This is a genomic window from Ochrobactrum sp. AP1BH01-1 (assembly GCF_018066705.1).
Taxonomy (GTDB): Bacteria; Pseudomonadota; Alphaproteobacteria; order Rhizobiales; family Rhizobiaceae; genus Brucella.
In genome coordinates this window covers 99745-122643 of sequence record NZ_JAGPOU010000004.1, presented here as the reverse complement: position 1 = coordinate 122643, position 22899 = coordinate 99745, and the positions used below count along the sequence as shown (strand labels likewise).

Below are 22899 nucleotides of genomic sequence, written 5' to 3'. Positions count from 1 at the left end.
AACAGTCTGTCGCGGTGTTTTCCGATTTCTGCTGAGATCGCGTGGCCTTAAGGCTGACTTAAGCTTGACCTCCTTTTTCTCTCGCATCTGCCATTGTTAGAGATTCAGGATGTCGCGTAGAAAAACCCAGAACCACCCCACAAACGGCTTTGCGAAGACTAGTTTCAACCGTCGCGGTTTTCTTATAGGGGCAAGCGCGATTGCGTTGTCGGGCTGTGTTTCGACTGTGCCCCAGCCGTCTCAGCCGGTTAAAAAGCCGGGTCCGTCTGCGCCGTCGCGTCCCGTGCCGCTGATGTACCAGGCATTGCCTGACGAACAGTTCCCGATCCCGGCGGTCGACACGAACAAGGTCGATCCCAAATTCTGGCGGCAGGAAGTTGACTATCCGACAGATGAAGTGAAAGGCACCGTCATCGTCGATACGCCGAACAAGTATCTTTACCATGTGCTCGGCAACGGACGGGCCATGCGATACGGCATCGGTGTCGGGCGCGATGGTTTTGCATGGGCCGGACGCGCAAAGATTGCCTATAAACGTCAATGGCCCCGCTGGACGCCGCCGGACGAGATGGTCGCGCGTCAACCCGCGCTGGAGCCTTACAGCATCGCCAATGGCGGAATGCCTCCGGGGATCAAGAACCCGCTCGGCGCGCGAGCGATGTACATTCACAAGGATGGGCGCGATACGCTTTATCGCATTCACGGGTCGCCGGAAGCCTGGAGTATCGGCAAGGCCGTATCCTCGGGATGTATCCGTATGCTCAATCAGGACGTGATCGATCTTTACAATAATGTGCGCGATGGCAGCACGATTGTCGTGATCCCCGATCCGACCAAGGGCCAGCAGGTCACAAGCTGAGCAAAACAAAAAGGGCGCGGATAACGCGCCCTTTTTGTTCGATATGTTTTATAACTCGATGCTCAATAGGCATATTCCAGAAAGATTGGGTCGACCGATCCTGCCCACACACTGTTATATGCCTTCAGCATACGCTCAGCATCCGTGACGCCTGCCGCAACGATTTCCTCAAGTGGTGCGAGGAAATGCGTTTCGTCATGGCCTTCGCTGTTAAGCTTATTGCGGTTCAAAAGTCCGAGTCTGGAGATTTTCAGAGTTTCGCGCGCAATCTGTTCCAGCGGCTTGCCGCGGAAGGTCGTGTTCAACGCCTTGGCCGGAACGTCGTTGCGAAGTGCTAGTACCTCTTCATAGGTCCAATCCTTGGTGAGAAGCTCAGCCGCTGTCAAAGCCTCTTCGTCGTAAAGCAGGCCGACCCAGTAGGCCGGAAGCGCGCAGATGCGGCGCCATGGGCCACCATCGGCCCCTCGCATCTCAAGGAAGCGTTTCAGGCGCACTTCAGGGAAAAGAGTCGAAAGATGATTGGTCCAGTCGCCCATATTGGGAAGCGGATCACTTACTTCGCCTTTCAACGCACCATTCATGAACTGGCGGAAGGTGACATGAGTGCAGTCGTGATAATGACCGTCGCGCAGGATGAAATACATCGGGACATCGAGTGCCCATTCGACATAGTCGGCAAAACCAAAGTTCTCCGAGAAGACGAAAGGCAGAACGCCCGAGCGCTGATTGTCGGTATCGCGCCAGATATTCGAACGCCAGGACAGCAGGCGGTTCGGCTTGCCTTCCGTGAAGGGAGAACTGGCGAAAAGTGCCGTTGCCACAGATTGCAGTTTCATCGAAACCTGCATCTTGCGGCGCATGTCCCGTTCAGAGCTGAAGTCCAGATTTACCTGAATGGTCGATGTGCGATACATCATGTCCAGACCTTCATGCCCCACTTTCGGCATGTAGTTGGTCATGATCTTGTAGCGCGATTTCGGCATGACGGGGGTTTCGGCCAGAGTCCATTTCGGACTGCCGCCAACGCCTAAGAAGCGGATGCCCAGTGGTTCCGCGATTTCGCGAACCTGGGACAGATGCGCATTCACCTCGCGACATGTCTGGTGGATGGTCGAAAGCGGCGCTCCGGAAAGCTCGAACTGTCCACCAGGCTCAAGCGAAATCGCACCCTGTCCGGTTGGTTCCACCAGACCGATGATATTGCCTTCATCGACAATGGGCTCCCAGCCAAGCTTGGCCTGCATGCCTTCGAGTATTGCTTTGATGCCGCGCGGTCCCTCATATGGGACGGGACTGTTATCGGCTGTATAGAATGGAAATTTTTCATGCTCGGTGCCGATACGCCAGGCGTCCTTGGGCTTGCATCCGCCAGCCAGATAACCCGCCAGTTGTTCAACGCCCGTCAGTGCCGTTTCGTCCGTCGTATCGCGCGCCATGCAGTGTGTCCCTAGTCGATTTTTCGCGTTTCAGCGTGATTGGACAAATTTGTCAAATCGCGCAAGTCAATTCCATTGAACATCAGATTTCGAGAACGTCATCCTGCATTCCGCCAGTCCCCGAGCACAGATTGCACCAAAGCCATGGCTGCGACGGCAGCAGTATCGGCGCGCAGGATTCGCGGGCCAAGCGGAATAGCCGTTACGAACGGGAGCTTTCGGAGCGTCTGGCGCTCGCTTTCTGAAAACCCGCCTTCCGGGCCGATCAGCAACGCGACAGGACCCGGTGTTATCCCCTGCAGGATAGTCAGTGGATCGTCCGATTCGTGACCTTCGTCGCAGAAGATGAGGCGCCGGGTTTCATCCCACTGGCAGATCAATCGGTCAAAGCGGATGGCCTCGCGGCATTCAGGCAGGGAAAGAACGCCGCACTGTTCCGCCGCTTCTATTGCATTAGCCTTGATGCGGTCCGTTCCGAGTTTCGGTACCTGCGTGTGCTGTGTGATGACGGGTTGCAGAACGCCAGCACCCATCTCCACCGCTTTTTGCACCATATAGTCCAGCCGTCCCTGTTTCAGCGGGGCGAAGCAATAGATGAGGCCGCTTTCCGGGGGCTGTGGCCGCGTCTGCTCGAAGGGCTCAAGGAAAAGTCGTTTTTTACCCTCCGGCTTCAGCCGTGATTTCCATTCACCGTCACGCCCGTTGAAGGCGAGAATTTCATCGCCGTCCTTCAATCGCAGGACATGGGTAAGATAATGTGCGGCCTGCGAGGCGACCTCGATCTGGCTGTCAGATTGGAGGTCGTTTTCAACGTATAGTCTCTGCATTTTGTAATTTGCGCGCATGTCACCATCGATGGCAGAGGGCAGGGGCGGCGGTCAAGCGCTTTGGCGACGCAACATGAGGCAACTGATGAGCATTCCTACACAAACAATTGATGGGAAATATTATGCAAGTTGCATTTAACTAGATTGTATCCATATAGGTATGAAGCTATCTATTTGAATGGAATTGATGTGATGAAACAAGCGTGGGTCGAATTCGCACCGCTTCTTGCGAGTACCGCCAGAGGATGGCGGAAAGCTTTCGATGCGGCGATGGCGGAACATGGTCTTTCCGACGCGAAAGCCATACCGCTGATGACCCTCTTGCGGCACGGAGATCGTGTCCCCCAAGGTGTGCTGGCCGAAAGGGTCGGTATCGAGGGGGCAACGATTGTCCGGGTCGTCGACGAGTTGGAAAAGGACGGCCTTATCCAGCGGATTGGCGATGATGCCGATCGTCGCGTCAAGCTTATTCAACTGACAGAGGACGGTCGCGCGCTTGCCGCCAAGGTGGAAAAGTCAGCTGCCCGTCTTCGCGCTCTTTTCCTCGGTGATTTCGATTCCGATGCGGTCGATGTCGCCATGGAAGTCTTGCGCAAGCTGAATGAGAAATTTCAAACAGAGTCTTTCTGATCAGCCGTCTGACCGGAAGACGCAACGCGTTCAACCGGTACCGCCACAAGCCATGACGAAACCAGCCGAAACAACCCCCAAATTTTGGGATGTCGTCTTTTCATTGAAGACTTTCGCTGCGGGCATGCTTGCGCTGTGGATCGGCTTGATGGCCAATCTGCCCAATCCCTACTGGTCGATAGCAGCCGTCTATATCGTTGCGCACCCGTTGTCCGGAGCCACGACGTCGAAAGGGTTCTACCGCCTCGTTGGAACGATCATCGGCGGGGCCGTGACCATTTTATTTGTGCCGCATCTGGTCAATTCGCCTGAAATTCTCACCATGGCCATCGGGCTCTGGATGGGTCTTTGCCTTGCAGTCAGCTTGCTTGACGGCACGCCACGCAGCTATCTGTTCATGCTTGCCGGTTATACGGTGGCAATTGCCAGTTTTGCTGTTGTTTCTGCACCGGAAACGACATTTGACTATGCCGTAGGGCGTGTGGAAGAAATCGCGATCGGTATTATTTGTGCCGCTGTTGTCAATCGCCTCGTTTTCCCGCGGCACAGCGGTCCGGTGCTTGTCAGCCGTATTGATAACTGGCTGCGTGATGGCTCAAAGCTCGCACTGGCCAGCATGCGGGGAGAAGGTGCGACACCCGAATTCCTTCGGGATCGTCAGCGCCTCGCAGCCGACGCGCTGGAGCTGCGCAACCTGACTACGCATGTAGCGTATGACACCTCGTCAATAAGGAACGTCGGCAGGCTGCTTCATGTGTTGCAGCAACGTATGGTGGCTGTGCTGCCGATCATATCAAGTTTGCACGATGTCCTGGCGCTTAAGCCGGGCGAAGACGAACAGCCCTGGCATCCGGCGGTGCAGAAGCTCCTGGACGAAGCTTGCGACTGGATAGAAAGCGGCGAGAACCTGACGGATGAACGCCGTACTGTTCTTTTGCAACTGATTGAAGAAATCGATCGCCACGGGAAGGACGCGACGAGTTGGGGTGAATTGCTGCCTTTCAACGTAGCTGCGCGCGTTCGCGATCTGGTCCAGATATGGAGCGATTGCATCACATTGCGCCAGGATATCCTGTCCGGTTCACGGCATTCGTTGCGGTGGCGCCGTTATGACGCCCATTTGAAAGCTCGCCCCATGCATCGTGACTATGGCATGGCATTTCTGTCCGGCTTTTCTGCCTTTCTGGCAACTTGCGTGGCAACCGCCTTCTGGATCGCAAGCGGCTGGTCGCAGGGCAGCGCAGCAGCCATGATGGCTGGCATCTTCTGCTGTATCTTCGCAACCATGGACGATCCGGTCCCTGTCATGCGCAAGTTCAACTGGCTGCTTTTGATCGTCATTGTGGCTGCATTCATCTTTGAATTCGCCCTGCTGCCGCTCGTGGATGGCTTCTTCCCGCTGGTCCTGGTTCTGGGACTTTTCCTCATCCCCGCAGGTCTGCTGCTTGCGATACCTTCGCAATTCCTGCTGGGAATGGTTCTTTGCGTAAATTTGCCGAACATGCTCATGCTGCAGGGCCATCTGACCCACGATTTTGTGAGCTTTGCCAATGCCAATCTGGCCACGGTTCTCGGGATCGTTATAGCCGCCGTGGTGACCTCAATTGTACGATCGGTAGGCGCGGAGTGGAGCGTCCGCCGCCTGATCAAGGCAGGCTGGAACGACATCGCGCTTGCTGCTGAGCGTCGCCCTGGGCGACACCGCCGCCAGCGCATGAACCGCCTGCTGCTTCGCATGATCGACCGCATCGGCATGATGACGCCACGTCTGGCGCTGGTTGCGGCGTCGGATGTCGCGAAGGTCGATCTGCTGCGCGACCTGCGAAATGGTATGAACACAATCGATCTTCAGCAATATCGTTCCAAACTGCCCGAAAACTGTCGGTCGGCTGTCGATGCAGTTCTGGATGGTGTCGGTGCGCATTACCGCGCCTTGGCCAGCAGGCCGCAGGAGGCTGGTGAAATCGACAGGAATTTGCTCGGCGCCATCGATAAGGCGATCACGACCATTATCGAGAGCGGATCACCGGCAATAGCTAAACGTACAAGAATGGCGCTGGTCGCCCTGCGCTTCAACCTTTTCCCAAAGGCGCCACCTTTTGCCTTGCCGCCGCGTCCGCTGATGGAACTCCCACAAGCAGCCTAGAACAACAATGTGATCTGTGATGCAACCTGAACTCGACATTTACGGAATTTACATTCCGACCCTCGGCGTGCTGGCGCTCGGAGCGTATTTCGCAAACACGGTTATGCAACGCCTTCTGGCGCGCGCCCGCTTCTATCGTTTCGTATGGCACCGGCCTTTGTTCGATGCTGCCATGTATTTTTGCATTCTCGGCTCAGCAGCCGTCATTCTCAATGGAATACCGCTATGAAAAAGCTCTTTGCACATTCAGGCCGTGTCTTTGTAACAGTCATCATGGTCACGATGGCAGGACTTCTTGGCTGGCATTTATGGGACTACTACATGAACGCGCCTTGGACCCGTGACGGCAAGATCCGTGCAGATGTCGTGCGTGTCGCGCCGGACGTTTCGGGACTGGTAGGCGAAGTGCTTGTCCATGATAACGAGGCAGTCCACCGCGGCGATGTGATCTTCCGCATTGATCAGGCCCGTTACAAACTCGCCCTGCAAACGGCAGAAGCCAAGGTCGATAGCAGCAAGGCGGCGCTGGACATGGCTAACCGCGATCTGATCCGCTATCGCCAGCTTAATGATACGACCGTGACGCGCCAGAAACTGGAGCAGGTTGAAACGACGGCCCAGCAGGCAGAGGCTGCTTATCGCCAAGCGCAACTGGATCGTGATCTCGCTGCACTCAATCTGGACCGCTCGTCGGTGAAAGCTCCCGTAAACGGTGTGGTGACCAACTTCTCGCTTCAGCCGGGTGACTACGTTTCAGCCGGGTCGGCTGTGACTGCCCTTGTTGATACGGATTCCTACTACGTGTCTGGTTACTTCGAGGAAAACAAGCTTGAACGTATCCAGGTCGGTGATCCGGTCGTGATCGATATCATGGGCAGCAAGGTTCAGCTCAAGGGGGAGGTCGAAGGTATTGCCGGAGGAATCGAGGATCGCGAGCGGAGCGATTCATCCAGCTTGCTGGCGAATGTTTCGCCAACGTTCAACTGGGTCCGGCTTGCGCAACGCGTGCCGGTGCGTGTGAAACTTGAGGATGTGCCGGATGGCGTGCACCTTGTTGCCGGCCGGACGGTCAGCGTTTCGGTAGTGAACTGATCAGGTCCCGGCTGTCGTCCGGGACCCTTTCATGTTATCGAAAGTGAAAGTCGGTGGGGTTTCTCATGAGTGTGCTGGTCGTTCAAAACTACCAAGGGTCCGGATTGGGGCAGATCGAATCCGTTCTGGCAGATGCTGGCTTTTCGATTGACCTGCGTCATCCCTATAACGGTGACGCGCTCCCCGCTGACGAGAACGGGCACGAAGCCCTGATCGTTCTCGGGGGCGAGCAGAATGCGCTCGCTGACGTCCAATGTCCTTATTTCCCACATTTGCTCAATCTGATACGCAGATTTGGCGACAAGGATAAGGCCGTTCTCGGTATTTGCCTGGGCAGTCAACTCATAGCTCGCGCGTACGGTGGCGAGAACATTCTGGATCGCCCCATGGAGTTCGGCTGGCGGGAAATTCGGCTGACCGAGGACGGTAAGAGCGATCCGGTCTTGTCCGCAGCGGGGGATGTCTTTCCAATCTTCCATTGGCACCGTGATACGTTTTCGCTCCCGAAGAATGCGATTCACATGGCAACGAGCGATATGACGCCTCATCAGGCCTATCGTATCGGGCGTGCCGTCTACGGTACGCAGTTTCATTTTGAGGCAGACACCAAACTTGTGGCCCAATGGAACGATGAACTGAGCGGGCTGATCTCTGGCTTCGCTCCAGAGTGGGCGGTACAGTACCCGACGCTTGCAAAGACTTTTGGAGTAGATGCGGACACCGCAGGGGCAGTCATTGCCAGGGCATGGGTAAATCAAATCTAGGGACTTCGTAACTGCGCCTTAACCTTAAGTCGAAGTTGTACGTTGCCGCTTTGCCACAGCGTTCGGGCAATCAGGCATTCTTTGAAAAAAGCGGTGATCCGGCGGGAACCGTTCAGTTGCGGGTAACTTTTTTCAGGTGTAACTGAGCGCCGTCTCCCTGGGCAGCAACCGGATGGGCAAGGCTGATTGCCCTGCTCTGATGCGGCGGCTGGCCCAACGAACTTTGCCCGGCCCCGTCGAAAGAGTTTCCGAATATGACCGCCAAGCATGCCGCTCTTCTTACCGTTTTGATGGTTTCCGCGATTTTGTTCATGGCGGTCGGCATATTCACCGTCGACGCCGGCAACAACACGATATCGACCGACGGTTACGGCATTTCCAGCGCGCACTAAGCGGCAGTCGCTTCAATAAAGCGCTTTTCCGCGCCGTCGATGACGATGGCCGAAAGCTGTCCGCTTTTCCATGCATATGTGTCGAGATTGACCCTGTTGGGCTGAATATCGATAGCGCTTTGCGGCGTATGACCGTGGACGATGACTTTTTCAAAAGGATCAGTCCATTTCAGGAACGCTGTGCGAATCCAGATCAGTTCTTCGGGGTCCTGCGCGTCGAGTGACACCGCGGGATTGACGCCAGCGTGACAGAAGAAGAAGTCGCCGAAAACGACCGAGCGCGGCATAGCCCGGATGAAGTCGATATGATCTTGCGGAACGGCTTTGACAAGCGCGGCATGCCCTAGGGAAGCTGAATTGCCTTCCGCAAAATCCACCTCCACACTGTAGGAACGAGCAGTATCCACGCCACCGTGCAGTGCGAATATTCCAGCACTGTCTCCCGTTGCGAGATAGTGGAGAAAGCCATCGTCGTGATTTCCAAGCAGCGAAATCACGCGCTCATCCCGATGCGACGCATCAATCAGGAAATCCAGCACTTCTTTCGATTTCGGGCCACGGTCGATATAGTCACCCAAGTGAATGATGCGCCAGTCATGGACGGGGCGGTGGTCAAGGTCTGCACGGATGAGCCCATGCATGTCCTGCAACAAGTCAAGACGGCCATGCACATCCCCGATGGCATAGAGGCGGACCCCGTCGGGCGCTTTCGCATCCTTGAAAATCACGCTCATTCGCCGTCATCTTCCTTCATGTCTTTGCCTGTCTTCACGCCGGCTCGTTGTCGGTAGCGCAGACGTGAGACGCGTTCACGTTCTTCGTGAAGCTCGCGATCATGCGTTGCCTGTTCCACGAAACGAATGTGTTTCTGGACCGCATCGCGCGCGGCCTGCGGATTGCTCGCCATGACCGCATCGTAGATGGCGCGATGCTGTGACAAAAACATGTCGGCGACACCGGGATAGCTGTAGATGAGGCTGCGATTGTAAAAAACACCATCCTTCAGCAGTTGATAGCATGACCGCAAGGTGTGCAGGAGAACGATGTTGTGAGCGGCTTCGCCAATGGCATTATGCAATTCCACATCGAGGCGAGCTTCAGTATCGAAGTCACTGGCGCCATGAGCCTTTTCCATGGCTTCCATGATTTCGGTCAACAGCGCCTTGTCGGCAGGTGTGGCTCGAAGAGCTGCATATTCCGCGGCAATGCTTTCGATTTCCCGACGGTATTCAAGATAGTCTGCCGTCGCCTTGCGGTGGTCGGCAAAGAGCTTCACGACGGGGGCGCTGAACACCTGTCCGATCACGTCCGCAACGAAGGTGCCTCCACCATGACGAGAAATCAGGAGTTCAGCCGTTTCAAGCCTCTTTAGTGCATCACGTAATATTGGGCGGGAAATATCGAACTGGCGCGCCAGCTCACGCTCGCCAGGAAGCCGGTCGCCGCCGCGCAGAACGCCTTCAAGGATCAGCGTTTCGATCTGGTGCACAACATCGTCTGCCGTGCGGCTTGCCTGTATGCGGGAAAAAATGGTTTCGGCCATGCCGTCTGAAGCCCTCTTCATAACGGCGGCAAAGTAGCCTTTAGGCCGACGACCGGCAACGGGATATATTGAAAATGAAAGCCCGGTTGATGATGCATCCGAGCTTTCCGAGTATATGATCGAAAATGATCAGGCCTTTTTGCGCTTGCGCGTAGCGACGAGTACGAAAAGACCGGCCACCAGGCCATACATGGCCCATTTGAATGGAAGCGCGTCAGCCGTCTCGCTGCGGATCGGAAGTACCGTTACCGTGCCGGGGCGGCTTTCCACGCCGGGCTTGCCTTCGGCTTTGGCCTGCTCGATCTGTTGAGGGGAAACGACCCATTCGGCGCCACGGGATTTGTCATAGAACATGAAACCACAGCCGACGATAACGGCGACTATGATTGCTAGAATAAAGCGTACAGGTGTATTCATCATTTTTCCCAGAAAATCAGGACAACGGGAGGAAATCATCCGATTCGCTTGAATAGCGGATTGCGGGGAGCTAAGCCTTTTGGAATCAAAAGCTTAGTTGGCTTTACGTGTGTGCTCGCTAATATAGCGTGCGGGGCTTATTAACCGACGAATGAAAGCCAGTCTATTTTTTTGCCACTTCATGCGGAGACGTGCCGCTCTCCCAGTAGGGAACTGGGCCGTAGAGATCGGCGAGATAGTCGATGAACAGTCTGACCTTCGCCGGAAGAAACTGCTTCGACGGATAGACAGCATGAATTGCAACGCTACGGGAGGCGGCGTAGTCAGGCAGCACTTGCAGTAACTTGCCTGCTGCAAGTTCTGGACCGATATCCCAGGTCGAGCGTTGCGCGATACCAAGACCCGCTAGGACTGCCTCCCGAACCATTTCGCTGGAATTGGTTTGCAGTGGCCCCACCGGACGTATGACGATGGGCCCTTTGGGCCCCTCCAGCCGCCAGGGGTCGTTGTTGTGCGGCGCCAGACAAATATGGTCCTGCAGGTCCTCAATCGTCTGCGGTGTGCCGCGTTCCGCGATATAACCGGGTGAGGCGACGAGGATGCGGCGCACAGGCGCGAGGCGGCGTGCGACGAGGGTTGAATCGGAAAGCTCCGCGATCCGAATGGCCAGATCGTATCCATCCCCCACGATATCTACCATCTCATCGGTCAGTTGCATATTAACGGTGAGATCGGCGTTGGCGCGCATAAATGGCACCAGATAGGGCGCAATATGCATTCGGCCAAAAGTGGTCGGGGCTGAAATTTTCAAGGTGCCCCGCGCATCGGCTGAGCGGCGGGCGACAAAGGCTTCCGCTTCCTCGATGTTCGACAGAATAGCGAGAACCCGCTCGTAATAGCCCTGACCGGCTTCGGTAAGTGCAATCTGGCGCGTGGTACGTTGAAGCAGGCGGGTTCCAAGACGCTCTTCCAAACGTCCAAGGCGTTTGGAGACGACTGCGGGAGAAAGGCCCAGATCACGAGCGGCTGCCGACATGCTGCCCGTTGCCACGACGCGGGCAAAAATCTCCATATCCGCCAGACTGCTCATCATGTTCTGCTATCCCACTTCCTGCCAAAGCTTTGGGTTTTAAAGCATCTAGCCGAGCGCTATGAAACTAGGCAAGCAATTATGCCGCAGCGCGAAAACTGTTTAACCTTAGATCAAAGTGGTAAAAATGATTTACCACTTGACGAAACTGGTGTGGAATGCACTTTGACCACACAAGTGGCGGAGGAGAATATGAGCGGACTGATAATGCCCGAGCCGGACGCATCCGTTCTGCAAAGGCGTGAGCAGATCGTGGCGGATTTGCGCGGCATCGTGCCGGGTGAAGGCGTTGTTGATGCGGTTAATGCGATGCGGGTGTTCGAAAGCGACGGTCTTACCGCGCACCGCTCGCTGCCGCTGGTCGTTGTGCTCCCTGAGACTGTTGAGCAGGTTGCGCGCGTTCTGCGCTATTGCCACGACAATAATGTTCGTGTCGTGCCAAGGGGAGCGGGTACTTCGCTATCCGGGGGATCAATGCCCTTGCAGGATGCAGTTCTGCTTGGCATGTCCCGCTTCAATCGCATTCTCGAAATCGATTATCCCAATCGTGTCGCGGTGGTGCAGCCGGGCGTGACCAATCTCGGCATCACGAAGGCGGTCGAACATGAGGGCTTTTATTACGCGCCCGATCCATCTTCACAGATTGCCTGCTCCATCGGGGGCAATGTGGCGGAAAACGCCGGTGGCGTGCATTGCCTCAAATATGGCCTGACCGCCAATAACGTACTCGGCATTGAAATGGTGCTGATAACCGGCGAGGTGATCCGGCTTGGCGGCAAGCATCTCGACAGCGAGGGATACGATCTTCTCGGTCTGATGACGGGTTCGGAGGGGCTGCTCGGTGTCGTGACGGAGATCACTGTGCGCATCTTGCAAAAGCCGGAAACGGCGCGGGCAGTTATGGTGGGCTTTCCGTCCAGTGAGCAGGCGGGGCAGTGTGTGGCCGACATCATCGGCGCGGGCATCATTCCCGGCGGTATGGAAATGATGGACAGACCGGCGATCAAGGCGGCGGAAGACTTCGTTCGTGTCGGCTATCCGCTCGATGTTGAAGCATTACTGATCGTCGAACTGGATGGGCCGCCAGTCGAGGTGGATTATCTCATTGGCCGGGTCGAAGCGCTTGCGCTCAAAAATGGTTCCACGACGTGTATTCTGTCTCAGTCGGAAGAACAGCGTCTGGCCTTCTGGGCAGGGCGCAAGGCTGCATTCCCGGCAGTAGGACGCATTTCTCCCGATTATCTGTGCATGGATGGCACCATTCCCCGCAAAGAATTACCGCGTGTCCTGTCGGGTATGCGAGACCTTTCCGAAAAATACGGACTGCGTGTCGCCAACGTGTTCCATGCGGGCGATGGCAATCTGCACCCGCTTATCCTCTACGATGCGAATATTCCCGGCGAACTGGAAGCTGCGGAGGATTTCGGTGCCGATATTTTGCGGTTATGCGTGAAAGTCGGCGGCGTTCTCACCGGCGAACATGGGGTCGGCATTGAAAAGCGCGACCTGATGCCGGAAATGTTTAACGAGATCGATCTGGACCAGCAGATGCGCGTTAAATGTGCGTTCGATGCCAAGCATCTTCTCAATCCCGGCAAGGTGTTTCCGCAGTTGCGCCGCTGCGCCGAGCTCGGCCGCATGCATGTGCATCGTGGAGAACTGACTTTCCCGGATATTCCCCGATTCTGATCTGTGGTTTGGATTATGAGTGATATAACTATTCTAAAGCCGCATGATGAAGCGGGTGTTCTGGACGCTGTGCAGGAAGCACTGGCCCGTTCTGCGCCGCTGGAGATCATCGGCCATGGCTCAAAGCGCGGCATTGGCCATCGTGTCGATGCAGATCATGTTCTGGACGTATCTGGGCTTGCTGGTGTGACCTTATACGAGCCGGACGAACTGGTGCTTTCGGCAAAGGCCGGAACCCCGATGGTCGAGATCGAAAAGCTTCTCGCTGACAACAACCAGTGCTTTCATTTCGAGCCGATGGACTACGGTCCGCTGCTGTCGGTTGAGGGCGGACGGGGGACGATCGGTGGAGCGCTCGCCGCCAATCTGTCCGGCCCACGCCGTCTTAAAGCGGGTGCTGCGCGCGACCATGTGCTCGGCGTCCGTGTTGTGTCCGGACGCGGCGAACTGTTCAAATCTGGCGGACGCGTCGTCAAGAACGTGACGGGGTATGACCTGTCCAAGGGCATGGCCAATTCCTGGGGCACGCTGGGTGTTGCCACGGAAGTGACGTTCAAGGTTCTGCCGAAACCGGAAACGGCGGCGACGCTTGCCGTGCGCGGGCTGACCGATGAACAGGCTGCGCGCGTCATGGCCATGGCTATGGGCTCGCGCGAGGAAGTCGCTTCCGCAGCGCATCTGCCGCCGACGGTTGCCAATCGCTTTCTGGACGGCAAGTTTGGGTGGGAAGCGGCAACGGTGTTGCGGCTTGAGGGCTTTGCACCTTCGGTCGAGCATCGCAGCAGGCAATTGCAGGCGTTGCTTGGCGGGTCGGTTGATGTGCTTGATGAAGCGCAGTCGCAGCAGCTCTGGCGTGAGGTGCGCGATGTCCTGCCTTATGCCAGTGCAGGGGACAATCGAGCTGTCTGGCGCGTTTCGATGGCACCGATGCAGGGTTGGCAAATGGTGGACGAGTTTCGCCGTCATGCCGGAGTTGATGCCTATTATGATTGGCAGGGCGGGTTGATCTGGATGCGGATGGAAGCCGATCCGGAAGCGCAAACTTTACGCAAGCTCGTTGCCAAATACGGCGGTGGCCATGCGACGCTGGTGCGCGCGCCGGAACATATTCGAGCGAATGTAGAGGTGTTCGAGCCGCAACCGCCAGCACTCGCAGCACTTTCCCAGCGGTTGAAGCATCAATTCGATCCAGAAAATATCCTCAATCCGGGGCGTATGCATCCCCGTCAGGCTGGAGCTTGAAACCATGCAGACCCATTTCAGCCCCGACCAACTGCGCGATCCCGGTGTCAATGAAGCCGAAAAAATCCTGCGCAAGTGCGTGCATTGCGGCTTCTGTACAGCAACATGCCCGACCTATGTGACGCTCGGCAATGAACTCGACAGCCCGCGTGGGCGCATCTATCTGATCAAGGATATGCTGGAAAATGGCCGTCCCGCGGATGAGGAAATCGTGCGCCATGTCGACCGATGCCTCTCCTGCCTTTCCTGCATGACGACCTGTCCATCAGGAGTCAACTACATGCATCTGGTCGATCATGCACGCGCGCATATTGAGAAGACATACAAGCGTCCGTTCATGAACCGCATTTTGCGCGGAATTCTGGCCCAGGTTCTTCCCTATCCGGGCCGGTTTCGCGCCGCGCTGAAACTGGCGAAGCTCGGCAAGCCGTTTGCGCCGCTTTTGCGCAAGAGTGACGCCTTGAAACCCATGGCTGCGATGCTCGATCTCGCGCCGCAAAACCTGCCAACCGCAGTGTCTGTCGAAACAGTCAGCGCCGCCAGCGGCGAAAAGCGCGGTCGCGTGGCTATCCTCGGCGGTTGTGCACAACCGGTGATCAACCCCGGCATCAATGCTGCGACCTCGCGCCTTTTGACCCGCTTTGGCATCGAAGTGGTAATGCCGAAGGGAGAGGGATGCTGTGGCTCGCTGGTTCACCATATGGGCCGCGAGGAACAGGCGCTTGACCAGGCACGGCACAATGTCGATGTATGGACGCGGGAGATCGAAGCTGGCGGTCTCGATGCCATTATTGTCACTGCCTCGGGCTGTGGAACGACCATCAAGGACTATGGTTACATGCTTCGCCTTGATCCTTCCTATAAGGATAAGGCCGCCAGGGTGTCGGCGCTTGCCAAGGACATTACTGAATATCTCGCCAGCATCGAATTGCCGGAACCGGATGCCCCGCAGGCGCTGACAGTTGCGTACCATTCGGCCTGCTCGATGCAGCATGGACAGAAAATCGTGCGGGAGCCGAAGGATTTGCTCTCAAAGGCCGGCTTCAAGGTGAAAGAGCCGCTGGAAGGCCATCTGTGTTGCGGTTCGGCGGGTACTTACAACATCATGCAGCCGGAAATTGCTGCAAAACTTCGCGACCGCAAGGTGAAGAATATCGAGGCGACGGGCGCTGATCTGATCGCTACCGGCAATATCGGCTGCATGACGCAGATCGCGACCGGCAGCAAATTGCCCATCGTTCATACGATAGAGTTGATCGACTGGGCCTATGGTGGACCGAAACCGCAAGGATTGTCGCAAATCGCTGCATGAAGAAAGCCGGGCAGTTGCCCGGCTTTTTCAATCTTTGTTCAGCCAGCCGAGAATGTACTCGGGTTCGGGCCTATCCGGCCATCGGCCTTGTCCAGTTTCGTAATCGCATCATGATCGGTTCCGTTGAGACGGAAATCGAAAACATCGAAGTTTTCCTCGATGCGGGCAGGCGTAACGGACTTCGGAATGACAATGTTGCCGGTCTCAATGTGCCAGCGCAGGATGACTTGCGCGACCGATTTGCCATGTTTTTCAGCGATGGCCTTCAGCGTGGCGTCTTCCAGAATCTTACCCTGCCCGAGCGGGCTCCATGCCTCTGTTGCGATATTGTGCTTGCTGTGGAAAAGCCGCAACTCGTCCTGCTGGAATTGAGGGTGCAGTTCAATCTGATTGAGAACCGGTGTGACGCCGCTTTCCTTGATAACGCGCTCAAGGTCCGCTGTGCGGAAATTGGATACACCAATTGATTTGGCACGGCCTTCCTCTTTCAGCTTCACAAATGCGCGCCATGTTTCCATGAAGAGGTCTTTTGAGGGCGTCGGCCAATGGATGAGATAGAGATCCACATAATCCGTGCCCAGCTTTTTCAGGCTTGTGTCGAACGCTTTCAGCGTTGATTCATAGCCTTGTTCGCTATTCCATAATTTCGTGGTGAGGAAAATGTCGCCGCGCGCGATGCCAGAACTTTGGATCGCCTTGCCGACACCCTCTTCATTGCCATAAATGGCAGCGGTGTCGATATGGCGGTATCCTGCTTTCAATGCCTCGCTGACAGCGGCGACCGCCTCGTCATTACTCACTTGCCAGACACCGTAACCGAGCTGCGGGATGTGATTGCCGTCGTTCAGTTTAACCATCGGTACGGTCATGATTTATCCTTTCCCTCGAAACATTCAGCGCGAGGTTATTCCCCTGAGGCGCCGGAATGTTATTTGACCTGCATTGCCGGGCATTCCCCGGCACAAACTGCCATGCGGCAGCCCTTTTCATATCTTTCTGGACTTTGCCATGGTCAGCATATGGGTGTTCGCGAGAAAAGGGAAAGCCCTTTCGATCATGTTTACGGGTCTGCGATCGTTCTTTCTGTGCAGAAATTTTGATCTTTTCAGATTTATGAAAACAATACGACCGCCTTTGAGAAAAGGCGGTCGTAAGCAGCTCAGGAAAGAAGGCCTGATTAACGGACGACGACTTTCGCGCCAATGGGGACGCGCTCATAAAGATCGGTCACGTCCTGATTGCGCATCCTGATGCAGCCGGATGACATCGCCTTGCCGATGGTCCAGGGCTGATTGGTTCCGTGAATACGATAGAGTGTGGAGCCCAGATAAAGCGCGCGCGCGCCGAGAGGATTATTGATGCCGCCCTCCATACGCGCAGGCAGGATACGCCCCTTCTTGCGCTCGCGGGCAATCATTTCCTTCGGTGGTGTCCAGGTGGGCCATTCGGCTTTGCGGCTGATGCGTTGGGAACCTTTCCAGCTGAACCCCTGCTTGCCGACACCGACCCCATATCGCATGGCTTTGCCGTCGGACTGAACAAGATAAAGAAAACGCTTGCCTGTATCGATGACGATCGTGCCCGGCTTTTCCTTTCCTGAATAGGAAACCGTCTGCGGCAGATAAGCCGGGTCGATCTGATGCTTTCGCACGGTGGTGGCAGGGTTTGCCATTGGGCGCTGATATGAAGCCGGGCGATAGCTCGAATTGGCTCTCTGCTTCTGTCTGGTGTCAACCCGCGGTGCCGGCTGCAGGGATTGCGGCACGGCCTTGATACGGGCAGGTTGCCCATGCAACTGAGCTACCCATGGGGCAGAAAGATCGGGGCTCACGCGCACCGGCGGCAAGGTTGCATAGCGGTCGTTGGCAAAAGCCATGCCGGTGCTCACAATGGAAACGGCAATCGCCGCAAGCGATCCGATTAAAAGAAGATGACGCGGTTTCATAATCCAGATCCGTCTCTTTGCGCCGAACCCTTGGTGGCGCAGTTGCCCGTTGCAGCTCCTGACATCAGGTGTCAGGAGAGCGGCCCTCATGCTCGTACGGGGATTGTGTGCCGGAATGGAATCGTAAAGGTAAATTTCGGCCGCGTGTTTCGCCCGACGTCCCTTCCAATTAAAGTTGTGGTTAGTGTCAGGTTGCGCGACATAATTAATTATGAGTGAAACTTAAGAGGCGGAACAATGAACGATGTTGCTGAGGCAAAAACCGGTCTGATCGTCGGTGCTGATGGAATGACGCGTTGCTTCTGGCCGGGCGAGTTACCCGATTATCTCGCCTATCATGACAATGAATGGGGCGTTCCTGTTTCAAGCGATTTCCGGCTTTTCGAAAAAATATGTCTTGAAGGTTTCCAGTCCGGGTTGTCGTGGCTCACAATCTTGCGAAAACGGGAGAATTTTCGCGCTGCTTTCGATGGTTTCGATTTCCATCGTGTTGCCCGGTACAGTCAGACAGACGTGGAGCGCCTTCTGGCGGACAAAGGCATTGTCCGTCACCGGGGCAAGATTGAATCGACGATCAATAATGCCAAGCGGGCAATTGAACTGGTCGCGGAAAAAGGCTCGTTAGCAGCTTATTTCTGGTCTTTCGAGCCTGATGTAAAAGATCGCCCTCTTGTCGTGGATTATCCAACTCTGATTGCCAATCCCAAGACCGAGACATCTATTCGCATTTCCAAAGATCTGAAGAAACGCGGCTGGTCGTTTGTCGGGCCAACGACGGTTTATGCATTCATGCAGGCCATGGGACTGGTGAACGACCATATCGAGGGTTGCCACTGTCGAGAGAAGATTGAAAAGCTGCGACAGTCTTTCAAACGACCCGGGCTGAGTAGCGATTGCTAAGCGGCAGCAATTCTGCCAGAACATCCATCTTTAAAGACGGAGACATTCATGGACCTGGTGTCGTTGATGGCATTTGCCGGTATTCTGGTCGTAGCGGCCGGTACGCCGGGACCGAATGTGGGCGCGCTGGTAGCACGTGTCATCAACCGCGGTCACAAGGGCGTCTTTCCGTTCATGTTCGGTCTCTGGCTCGGTGATGCAATTTGGCTTTCATTGGCCGTGTGGGGATTGGCGGCGCTGGCAAACACGTTCCACACAGCGTTTCTCATCCTAAAATATGTGGGCGTAGCCTATCTGATCTATCTTTCGTGGAAGATGTGGATCGCTCCCGTAGATGAAGCCGCAGATGAGAATGCCATTCCCCGTCAGGGGGAGGCTGGAAAGCTTTTCCTTAGTGCGCTGGCGATTACACTTGGCAATCCGAAGATCATGGTTTTCTACCTCGCCATCCTGCCGACGGTGATTGATATCACCTATGTTTCATTGGTTGGCTGGGCCGAATTGTTGCTGGTCATGTTTGCCGTTCTCGCCGCCGTCGACACGGCGTGGGTGGTGCTGGCGGCACAGGCCCGGCGGTTTCTTCGCAGCCCGCGCATGATGCGGATAGCCAACAGAACGAGCGCTGGCATGATGGCAGGCGCGGCAGTCGCCATCGCGACACGCTGAACGCGCTTCCTGCACTTGCCGCAACGGATTTGATCGGTTAGGAAACCGGCAACAGAATTGATGCCGGTTTTCACCGGCGTATATGTACAAATCAGCGATCAGGCGGGAAAAATGGCCGATAAAGCGGACAAGATGAAGGCGCGGTTGCCGCGCGGGTTTGTCGATCGGGTGCCGGATGATTTGCGCGCCGCTGAAAAGATGATGGCGACCATCCGCGAAGTTTACGACCTCTATGGCTTCGAGCCGGTGGAAACGCCGCTTGTGGAATATACGGATGCGCTTGGAAAATTCCTGCCGGATCAGGATCGTCCCAATGAAGGTGTGTTCTCGTTTCAGGATGACGATGAACAATGGTTGTCGCTGCGCTACGATCTGACCGCGCCGCTGGCACGTTTCGTTGCCGAAAACTACGAGTCCCTGCCGAAGCCTTATCGCAGCTATCGTAATGGTTGGGTGTTCCGCAATGAAAAGCCGGGACCGGGTCGTTTCCGGCAGTTCATGCAGTTCGATGCCGATACCGTCGGCGCGCCGAACGTCTCTGCGGATGCTGAAATGTGCATGATGATGGCCGACACGCTGGAGCGTCTCGGCATTCGCCGCGGGGATTACGTGATCCGCGTCAACAACCGCAAGGTTCTCGACGGCGTGCTGGATGCTATCGGCCTGGAGGGCGAGGGCAACGCCGCGAAGCGCCTTAACGTGCTACGTGCCATCGACAAGCTCGACAAGTTCGGCCCGGAAGGCGTGCGCCTTTTGCTCGGCAAGGGTCGTCTCGACGAAAGTGGCGACTTCACCAAGGGGGCTGAACTCACCGATGCTGCAATTGAAAAGGTACTGGCTTTCACCGCTGCCGGTGGTGCCACTGGCACCGATACGATTGCCAATCTGCGCGCTGTCGTTGCAGGCAACGCCAAGGGCGAAGAAGGTGTGACCGAACTCGCCGACATGCAGGCGCTGTTTTCGGCGGGTGGCTACGACGGTCGTGTGAAGATAGATCCGTCTGTCGTTCGCGGCCTTGAATATTACACCGGTCCGGTTTTCGAAGCCGAGCTTCTGTTTGATGTCACCAACGAAGACGGCCAGAAGGTCGTGTTCGGCTCGGTTGGCGGTGGCGGTCGTTATGACGGCCTCGTGTCGCGCTTCCGCGGCGAACCGGTCCCGGCGACGGGCTTCTCCATTGGTGTGTCGCGTCTGATGACGGCTTTGAAGAACCTCGGCAAACTGGATGTATCCGATGTCGTCGGCCCAGTGGTGGTTCTGGTCATGGACAAGGATACGGAAAGCCTTGGCCGCTATCAGAAAATGGTTTCCGACCTGCGTCAGGCCGGCATCCGTGCTGAAATGTATGTCGGCGGTTCCGGCATGAAGGCGCAGATGAAATATGCCGACCGTCGCGAGGCTCCCTGCGTCATCATTCAGGGCTCGCAGGAGCGTGAGGCCGGCGAAGTGCAGATCAAGGATCTGGTCGAGGGCAAGCGCCTTTCTGCCGAAATCGAGGATAACGTGACCTGGCGCGAAAGTCGCCCGGCGCAGATCACGGTCAAGGAAGACGGGCTGATCGATGCAGTCCGTGAAATTCTTGCCAGCCAGGCGCGGGATCGCGCCGAACAATCGAAGTGACGAAAACCATGACTGGGTCGCGCTCGTCAGGTGTTCTCAATTCTCTTCGCGCCACGCTTGACGCGCGTGAAGCCGAACTCGTCGAAATTCCGCTGATCCAGCCAGCCGATCCATTTCTGGATATGGCAGGAGAGGATTTGCGTCGTCGTATTTTTCTGACCGAGAACGAGAACGGCGATAGTTTGTGCTTGCGGCCGGAATTCACCATTCCGGTTTGCCGCAATCATATCGCGCTCAACGCTGCAACGCCCAAACGTTATGCCTATCTGGGCGAAGTGTTCCGCCAACGCCGGGACGGCGCAGCCGAGTTTCTTCAGGCTGGCATAGAGGACCTGGGTGCTTCGGACGAAGCGGCTTCTGATGCCCGCTCCATTGCCGACGCGCTGTCCTGTGTTCGCGCGGTCGCTCCAGAGGCTACGATTGAGATTGTTTTGGGAGACCAGTCGGTCTTTGCCGGCATGCTGAAAGCGCTGGGTCTGCCGCAAGGATGGCGCAAGAAGCTTTTGCGCTCTTTTGGTGACGCTGGCTCGATGGAACAGGTGCTCGCCGAGTTGACAGGCGCGCAGCGCCGCGATCCGTTGCCGGAAACGCTTGCCGTTCTGGTCGCAGAAGGCGACGAAGCTGCGCTTGCGCGCATGCTTGAAACCGAAATGCTTGAAGCTGGCATTTCGCCTGGTGCAGGACGTTCTCCTGCCGAGATCGCGCGGCGGTTGATCGAAAAAGAAGATCTGGCGGCCACGCGCTTCCCGGCGTCTGCGCTTGACCTTCTGAAACAGTTCCTCGAAATGCGCGTCTCGCTTGATTCCGCGTCCATCACCCTGCGGGCGTTCGCTTCGGAACACGCGCTTGATCTTGCTGCGGTGTTGCAGAAATTTGAAGCACGCAGTGAAGCGATTTCCGATGTGGGCATTCCCACAAAAGATATTCTATATGATGCCTCCTTCGGGCGTCCGCTCGATTATTATACCGGCCTCGTTTACGAAATCCGGGCTGCAGGGGTCGAAAAGGACGGCATTCTTGTCGGTGGCGGTCGCTATGACCGACTGTTGACCATGCTTGGTGCCTCGGAAAACATCCCCGGCGTGGGCTTTTCCATCTGGCTCGACCGGTTGCAAATGCTGGCGGGAGAGAAAAAATGAGTGTGACGCTGGCATTGCCTTCCAAAGGGCGGTTGAAGGAGCAGACGCTCTCTGTGCTCGAAAAAGCAGGTTACGAAGTGATCTTGCCGGACGACTCGCGCAATTACCGTGCACGCGTAGCGGGCGAGCCTGATCTTGATATTCTGTTTCTTTCCGCTTCCGAAATTGCCCGCGAGCTGGGATATGGCAGCGTTGATCTCGGTGTGACGGGCGAAGACCTCATTCGCGAGACGTTGGCGCACTCGGAAGAGCGCGTGGCTATCGAAGCCGAACTTGGTTTCGGTCACGCGGATGTTGTCGTGGCCGTGCCGGAAGTCTGGCGCGATGTGACCAGCATGGCCGATCTGGACGATGTGGCGGCGGATTTCCGCCAGCGCCACGGGCGTCGGCTTCGCATTGCCACCAAGTACTGGCGTCTGACCCAGCAGTTCTTTTCCCAGAAGCACGGGATTCAGGTCTATCGCATTGTGGAAAGCCTCGGTGCGACTGAAGGCGCTCCGGCGGCGGGCTCTGCCGATATGATCGTCGATATTACATCGACGGGCTCCACGTTGCGGGCCAACCGCCTTAAGGTTCTGGAAGACGGCGTTATTCTGCGTTCGCAAGCCTGTCTCGTCTCAGCACGCAGAAGCCGGGAGAATAAACGCGTCATGGACGTGGCGACCCGCATCCGCAAAGGATTGAACGGGTAGTTTTTGGCAGCGAAAATCTGAAATAACAGAACCGCACCGTTTTCATGGTGCGGTTTTCTTTTTCTATGGTGCTACGAACGCTTGATCAGCCGCGCTTGGCGTCAATCGAGAGTGCGCCTGCGCCATGCAGGGCGAGGATGAACAGGCCGCCAGCGATTGCAAGGTTCTTCTGCGCCATCATGGCATTCATGCCTTGCGAGAAGTCCATATGAGCAACAAGCGTCGCGCCGATCGTGAAGAGGCCTACAATGGCCGCTGCGATGCGGGTCTGAAAGCCGACCAAAATTGCGAGGCCGCCCACAAATTCAACCAGACCGACGATAACAGCCGTAACGGTCGGGAGCGGAAGGCCAAGTCCGGCGAAATAACCTGCGGTGCCGGAAATGGCGGTGAGCTTGCCGTAACCGGCGATGATGAAGAGAATCGAAAGAAAGACACGGGCGATGAGTGTTACAACGCCGTTGGACTGCGGAGTGATAGAGGACATGCGGGGTTATC

Annotated in this window: 23 protein-coding genes and 2 pseudogenes; 15 read left to right on the top strand and 10 right to left on the bottom strand. The window is 56.3% G+C overall.

Features of this window, described 5'->3' with window-relative positions:
* The first annotated feature begins 109 nt into the window (after positions 1–109).
* Entirely contained in the window at positions 110–859 is a 750-nt protein-coding gene (locus J9800_RS15495; protein ID WP_114215923.1) for a L,D-transpeptidase, read from the top strand.
* Positions 860–921: 62 nt separating this feature from the next.
* Here J9800_RS15495 and J9800_RS15490 read toward each other — a convergent pair whose 3' ends face one another.
* Together J9800_RS15490 and J9800_RS15485 are read right to left on the bottom strand one after the other, a co-directional pair.
* Positions 922–2295, bottom strand: coding sequence for a glutamate--cysteine ligase (locus tag J9800_RS15490; protein ID WP_112586157.1), 1374 nt, complete (start codon positions 2293–2295; stop codon positions 922–924).
* A 98-nt stretch (positions 2296–2393) separates the two neighbouring features.
* Positions 2394–3140: a 16S rRNA (uracil(1498)-N(3))-methyltransferase gene (locus tag J9800_RS15485; protein WP_114215922.1), complete on the bottom strand. Its 747-nt coding sequence runs from the start codon at positions 3138–3140 to the stop codon at positions 2394–2396.
* Between the two features lie 174 nt (positions 3141–3314).
* Here J9800_RS15485 and J9800_RS15480 point away from each other — a divergent pair, with 174 nt between their 5' ends.
* The 6 genes from J9800_RS15480 (at position 3315) to J9800_RS15455 (ending at position 8146) form a co-directional block, all read left to right on the top strand.
* Positions 3315–3752 (top strand): MarR family winged helix-turn-helix transcriptional regulator, encoded by a 438-nt coding sequence (locus tag J9800_RS15480; protein ID WP_114215921.1) that lies wholly within the window; start codon positions 3315–3317, stop codon positions 3750–3752.
* A 52-nt stretch (positions 3753–3804) separates the two neighbouring features.
* Positions 3805–5898, top strand: coding sequence for an FUSC family protein (locus J9800_RS15475; protein WP_114215920.1), 2094 nt, complete (start codon positions 3805–3807; stop codon positions 5896–5898).
* A 19-nt stretch (positions 5899–5917) separates the two neighbouring features.
* The gene (locus J9800_RS15470; protein WP_112586573.1) at positions 5918–6127 is read left to right on the top strand and encodes a DUF1656 domain-containing protein; all 210 of its coding nucleotides are present in this window, start codon (positions 5918–5920) and stop codon (positions 6125–6127) included.
* Entirely contained in the window at positions 6124–6990 is an 867-nt protein-coding gene (locus tag J9800_RS15465; RefSeq protein WP_114215919.1) for an efflux RND transporter periplasmic adaptor subunit, read from the top strand. The genes J9800_RS15470 and J9800_RS15465 overlap by 4 nt, the downstream gene beginning before the upstream one ends.
* A gap of 65 nt (positions 6991–7055) precedes the next feature.
* Positions 7056–7754 carry a type 1 glutamine amidotransferase gene (locus J9800_RS15460; RefSeq protein ID WP_114215918.1) on the top strand — a complete coding sequence of 233 codons (699 nt, stop codon included), beginning with the start codon at positions 7056–7058 and terminating at the stop codon, positions 7752–7754.
* 254 nt (positions 7755–8008) lie between these two features.
* Positions 8009–8146, top strand: a complete 138-nt coding sequence (locus tag J9800_RS15455) for a hypothetical protein (RefSeq protein WP_205315940.1) — start codon at positions 8009–8011, stop codon at positions 8144–8146.
* Here the strand turns inward: J9800_RS15455 and J9800_RS15450 are convergent.
* The 4 genes from J9800_RS15450 to J9800_RS15435 form a co-directional block, all read right to left on the bottom strand.
* A complete protein-coding gene (locus J9800_RS15450) occupies positions 8143–8880 on the bottom strand; it encodes a metallophosphoesterase (protein ID WP_114215917.1) in 738 nt (245 codons plus the stop codon). The genes J9800_RS15455 and J9800_RS15450 overlap by 4 nt on opposite strands.
* Complete coding sequence (locus J9800_RS15445) at positions 8877–9689, bottom strand: FCD domain-containing protein (protein WP_112586145.1); 813 nt, start codon at positions 9687–9689, stop codon at positions 8877–8879. Before J9800_RS15445 ends, J9800_RS15450 begins: the two co-directional genes overlap by 4 nt.
* Before the next feature lie 129 nt (positions 9690–9818).
* The gene (locus J9800_RS15440) at positions 9819–10106 is read right to left on the bottom strand and encodes a hypothetical protein (RefSeq protein ID WP_112586143.1); all 288 of its coding nucleotides are present in this window, start codon (positions 10104–10106) and stop codon (positions 9819–9821) included.
* Positions 10107–10269: 163 nt separating this feature from the next.
* The gene (locus tag J9800_RS15435) at positions 10270–11199 is read right to left on the bottom strand and encodes a LysR family transcriptional regulator (protein ID WP_112586141.1); all 930 of its coding nucleotides are present in this window, start codon (positions 11197–11199) and stop codon (positions 10270–10272) included.
* Positions 11200–11388: 189 nt separating this feature from the next.
* Here J9800_RS15435 and J9800_RS15430 point away from each other — a divergent pair, with 189 nt between their 5' ends.
* From J9800_RS15430 to glcF, 3 genes are read left to right on the top strand one after another with little or no spacing between them, the layout of a single operon-like run.
* Complete coding sequence (locus J9800_RS15430) at positions 11389–12885, top strand: FAD-linked oxidase C-terminal domain-containing protein (protein ID WP_114215916.1); 1497 nt, start codon at positions 11389–11391, stop codon at positions 12883–12885.
* A gap of 15 nt (positions 12886–12900) precedes the next feature.
* Positions 12901–14127, top strand: coding sequence for a glycolate oxidase subunit GlcE (glcE, locus tag J9800_RS15425; RefSeq protein WP_114215915.1), 1227 nt, complete (start codon positions 12901–12903; stop codon positions 14125–14127).
* Positions 14128–14131: 4 nt separating this feature from the next.
* Positions 14132–15439: a glycolate oxidase subunit GlcF gene (gene glcF / locus J9800_RS15420; protein ID WP_114215914.1), complete on the top strand. Its 1308-nt coding sequence runs from the start codon at positions 14132–14134 to the stop codon at positions 15437–15439.
* Between the two features lie 38 nt (positions 15440–15477).
* Here glcF and J9800_RS15415 read toward each other — a convergent pair whose 3' ends face one another.
* The 3 genes and pseudogenes from J9800_RS15415 to J9800_RS22310 form a co-directional block, all read right to left on the bottom strand.
* The gene (locus J9800_RS15415; protein ID WP_114215913.1) at positions 15478–16308 is read right to left on the bottom strand and encodes an aldo/keto reductase; all 831 of its coding nucleotides are present in this window, start codon (positions 16306–16308) and stop codon (positions 15478–15480) included.
* 308 nt (positions 16309–16616) lie between these two features.
* Positions 16617–17132, bottom strand: a pseudogene (locus J9800_RS15410) (L,D-transpeptidase); the annotation flags it as partial.
* Positions 17133–17231: 99 nt separating this feature from the next.
* A pseudogene (locus tag J9800_RS22310) lies at positions 17232–17384 on the bottom strand (L,D-transpeptidase); the annotation flags it as partial.
* 237 nt (positions 17385–17621) lie between these two features.
* On the opposite strand from J9800_RS22310, the gene J9800_RS15405 reads away from it, so the two are divergent.
* The 5 genes from J9800_RS15405 (at position 17622) to hisG (ending at position 22401) form a co-directional block, all read left to right on the top strand.
* Positions 17622–18284 carry a DNA-3-methyladenine glycosylase I gene (locus J9800_RS15405; RefSeq protein WP_114215911.1) on the top strand — a complete coding sequence of 221 codons (663 nt, stop codon included), beginning with the start codon at positions 17622–17624 and terminating at the stop codon, positions 18282–18284.
* 48 nt (positions 18285–18332) lie between these two features.
* Positions 18333–18950 carry a LysE family translocator gene (locus J9800_RS15400; protein ID WP_114215910.1) on the top strand — a complete coding sequence of 206 codons (618 nt, stop codon included), beginning with the start codon at positions 18333–18335 and terminating at the stop codon, positions 18948–18950.
* Between the two features lie 111 nt (positions 18951–19061).
* A complete protein-coding gene (gene hisS, locus J9800_RS15395; RefSeq protein ID WP_114216117.1) occupies positions 19062–20570 on the top strand; it encodes a histidine--tRNA ligase in 1509 nt (502 codons plus the stop codon).
* A gap of 8 nt (positions 20571–20578) precedes the next feature.
* Positions 20579–21709 carry an ATP phosphoribosyltransferase regulatory subunit gene (locus J9800_RS15390; protein WP_114215909.1) on the top strand — a complete coding sequence of 377 codons (1131 nt, stop codon included), beginning with the start codon at positions 20579–20581 and terminating at the stop codon, positions 21707–21709.
* Positions 21706–22401, top strand: a complete 696-nt coding sequence (hisG, locus tag J9800_RS15385) for an ATP phosphoribosyltransferase (protein WP_114215908.1) — start codon at positions 21706–21708, stop codon at positions 22399–22401. The genes J9800_RS15390 and hisG overlap by 4 nt, the downstream gene beginning before the upstream one ends.
* An 85-nt stretch (positions 22402–22486) precedes the next feature.
* On the opposite strand, the gene J9800_RS15380 is transcribed toward hisG, so the two are convergent.
* Positions 22487–22888 carry a DoxX family protein gene (locus J9800_RS15380; protein WP_114215907.1) on the bottom strand — a complete coding sequence of 134 codons (402 nt, stop codon included), beginning with the start codon at positions 22886–22888 and terminating at the stop codon, positions 22487–22489.
* Positions 22889–22899: the final 11 nt, after the last annotated feature.

Coding starts and splice junctions, on each gene's coding strand:
- J9800_RS15440 (WP_112586143.1), bottom strand. CDS start 10,106: ATGAATACACCTGTACGCTTTATTCTAGCAATCATAGTCGCCGTTATC.
- J9800_RS15390 (WP_114215909.1), top strand. CDS start 20,579: ATGACTGGGTCGCGCTCGTCAGGTGTTCTCAATTCTCTTCGCGCCACG.
- hisS (WP_114216117.1), top strand. CDS start 19,062: ATGGCCGATAAAGCGGACAAGATGAAGGCGCGGTTGCCGCGCGGGTTT.
- hisG (WP_114215908.1), top strand. CDS start 21,706: ATGAGTGTGACGCTGGCATTGCCTTCCAAAGGGCGGTTGAAGGAGCAG.
- J9800_RS15485 (WP_114215922.1), bottom strand. CDS start 3,140: ATGCGCGCAAATTACAAAATGCAGAGACTATACGTTGAAAACGACCTC.
- J9800_RS15430 (WP_114215916.1), top strand. CDS start 11,389: ATGAGCGGACTGATAATGCCCGAGCCGGACGCATCCGTTCTGCAAAGG.
- J9800_RS15490 (WP_112586157.1), bottom strand. CDS start 2,295: ATGGCGCGCGATACGACGGACGAAACGGCACTGACGGGCGTTGAACAA.
- J9800_RS15480 (WP_114215921.1), top strand. CDS start 3,315: ATGAAACAAGCGTGGGTCGAATTCGCACCGCTTCTTGCGAGTACCGCC.
- J9800_RS15400 (WP_114215910.1), top strand. CDS start 18,333: ATGGACCTGGTGTCGTTGATGGCATTTGCCGGTATTCTGGTCGTAGCG.
- J9800_RS15450 (WP_114215917.1), bottom strand. CDS start 8,880: ATGAGCGTGATTTTCAAGGATGCGAAAGCGCCCGACGGGGTCCGCCTC.
- J9800_RS15380 (WP_114215907.1), bottom strand. CDS start 22,888: ATGTCCTCTATCACTCCGCAGTCCAACGGCGTTGTAACACTCATCGCC.
- J9800_RS15455 (WP_205315940.1), top strand. CDS start 8,009: ATGACCGCCAAGCATGCCGCTCTTCTTACCGTTTTGATGGTTTCCGCG.
- J9800_RS15460 (WP_114215918.1), top strand. CDS start 7,056: ATGAGTGTGCTGGTCGTTCAAAACTACCAAGGGTCCGGATTGGGGCAG.
- glcE (WP_114215915.1), top strand. CDS start 12,901: ATGAGTGATATAACTATTCTAAAGCCGCATGATGAAGCGGGTGTTCTG.
- J9800_RS15405 (WP_114215911.1), top strand. CDS start 17,622: ATGAACGATGTTGCTGAGGCAAAAACCGGTCTGATCGTCGGTGCTGAT.
- J9800_RS15465 (WP_114215919.1), top strand. CDS start 6,124: ATGAAAAAGCTCTTTGCACATTCAGGCCGTGTCTTTGTAACAGTCATC.
- J9800_RS15415 (WP_114215913.1), bottom strand. CDS start 16,308: ATGACCGTACCGATGGTTAAACTGAACGACGGCAATCACATCCCGCAG.
- J9800_RS15495 (WP_114215923.1), top strand. CDS start 110: ATGTCGCGTAGAAAAACCCAGAACCACCCCACAAACGGCTTTGCGAAG.
- J9800_RS15445 (WP_112586145.1), bottom strand. CDS start 9,689: ATGGCCGAAACCATTTTTTCCCGCATACAGGCAAGCCGCACGGCAGAC.
- glcF (WP_114215914.1), top strand. CDS start 14,132: ATGCAGACCCATTTCAGCCCCGACCAACTGCGCGATCCCGGTGTCAAT.
- J9800_RS15435 (WP_112586141.1), bottom strand. CDS start 11,199: ATGATGAGCAGTCTGGCGGATATGGAGATTTTTGCCCGCGTCGTGGCA.
- J9800_RS15475 (WP_114215920.1), top strand. CDS start 3,805: ATGACGAAACCAGCCGAAACAACCCCCAAATTTTGGGATGTCGTCTTT.
- J9800_RS15470 (WP_112586573.1), top strand. CDS start 5,918: ATGCAACCTGAACTCGACATTTACGGAATTTACATTCCGACCCTCGGC.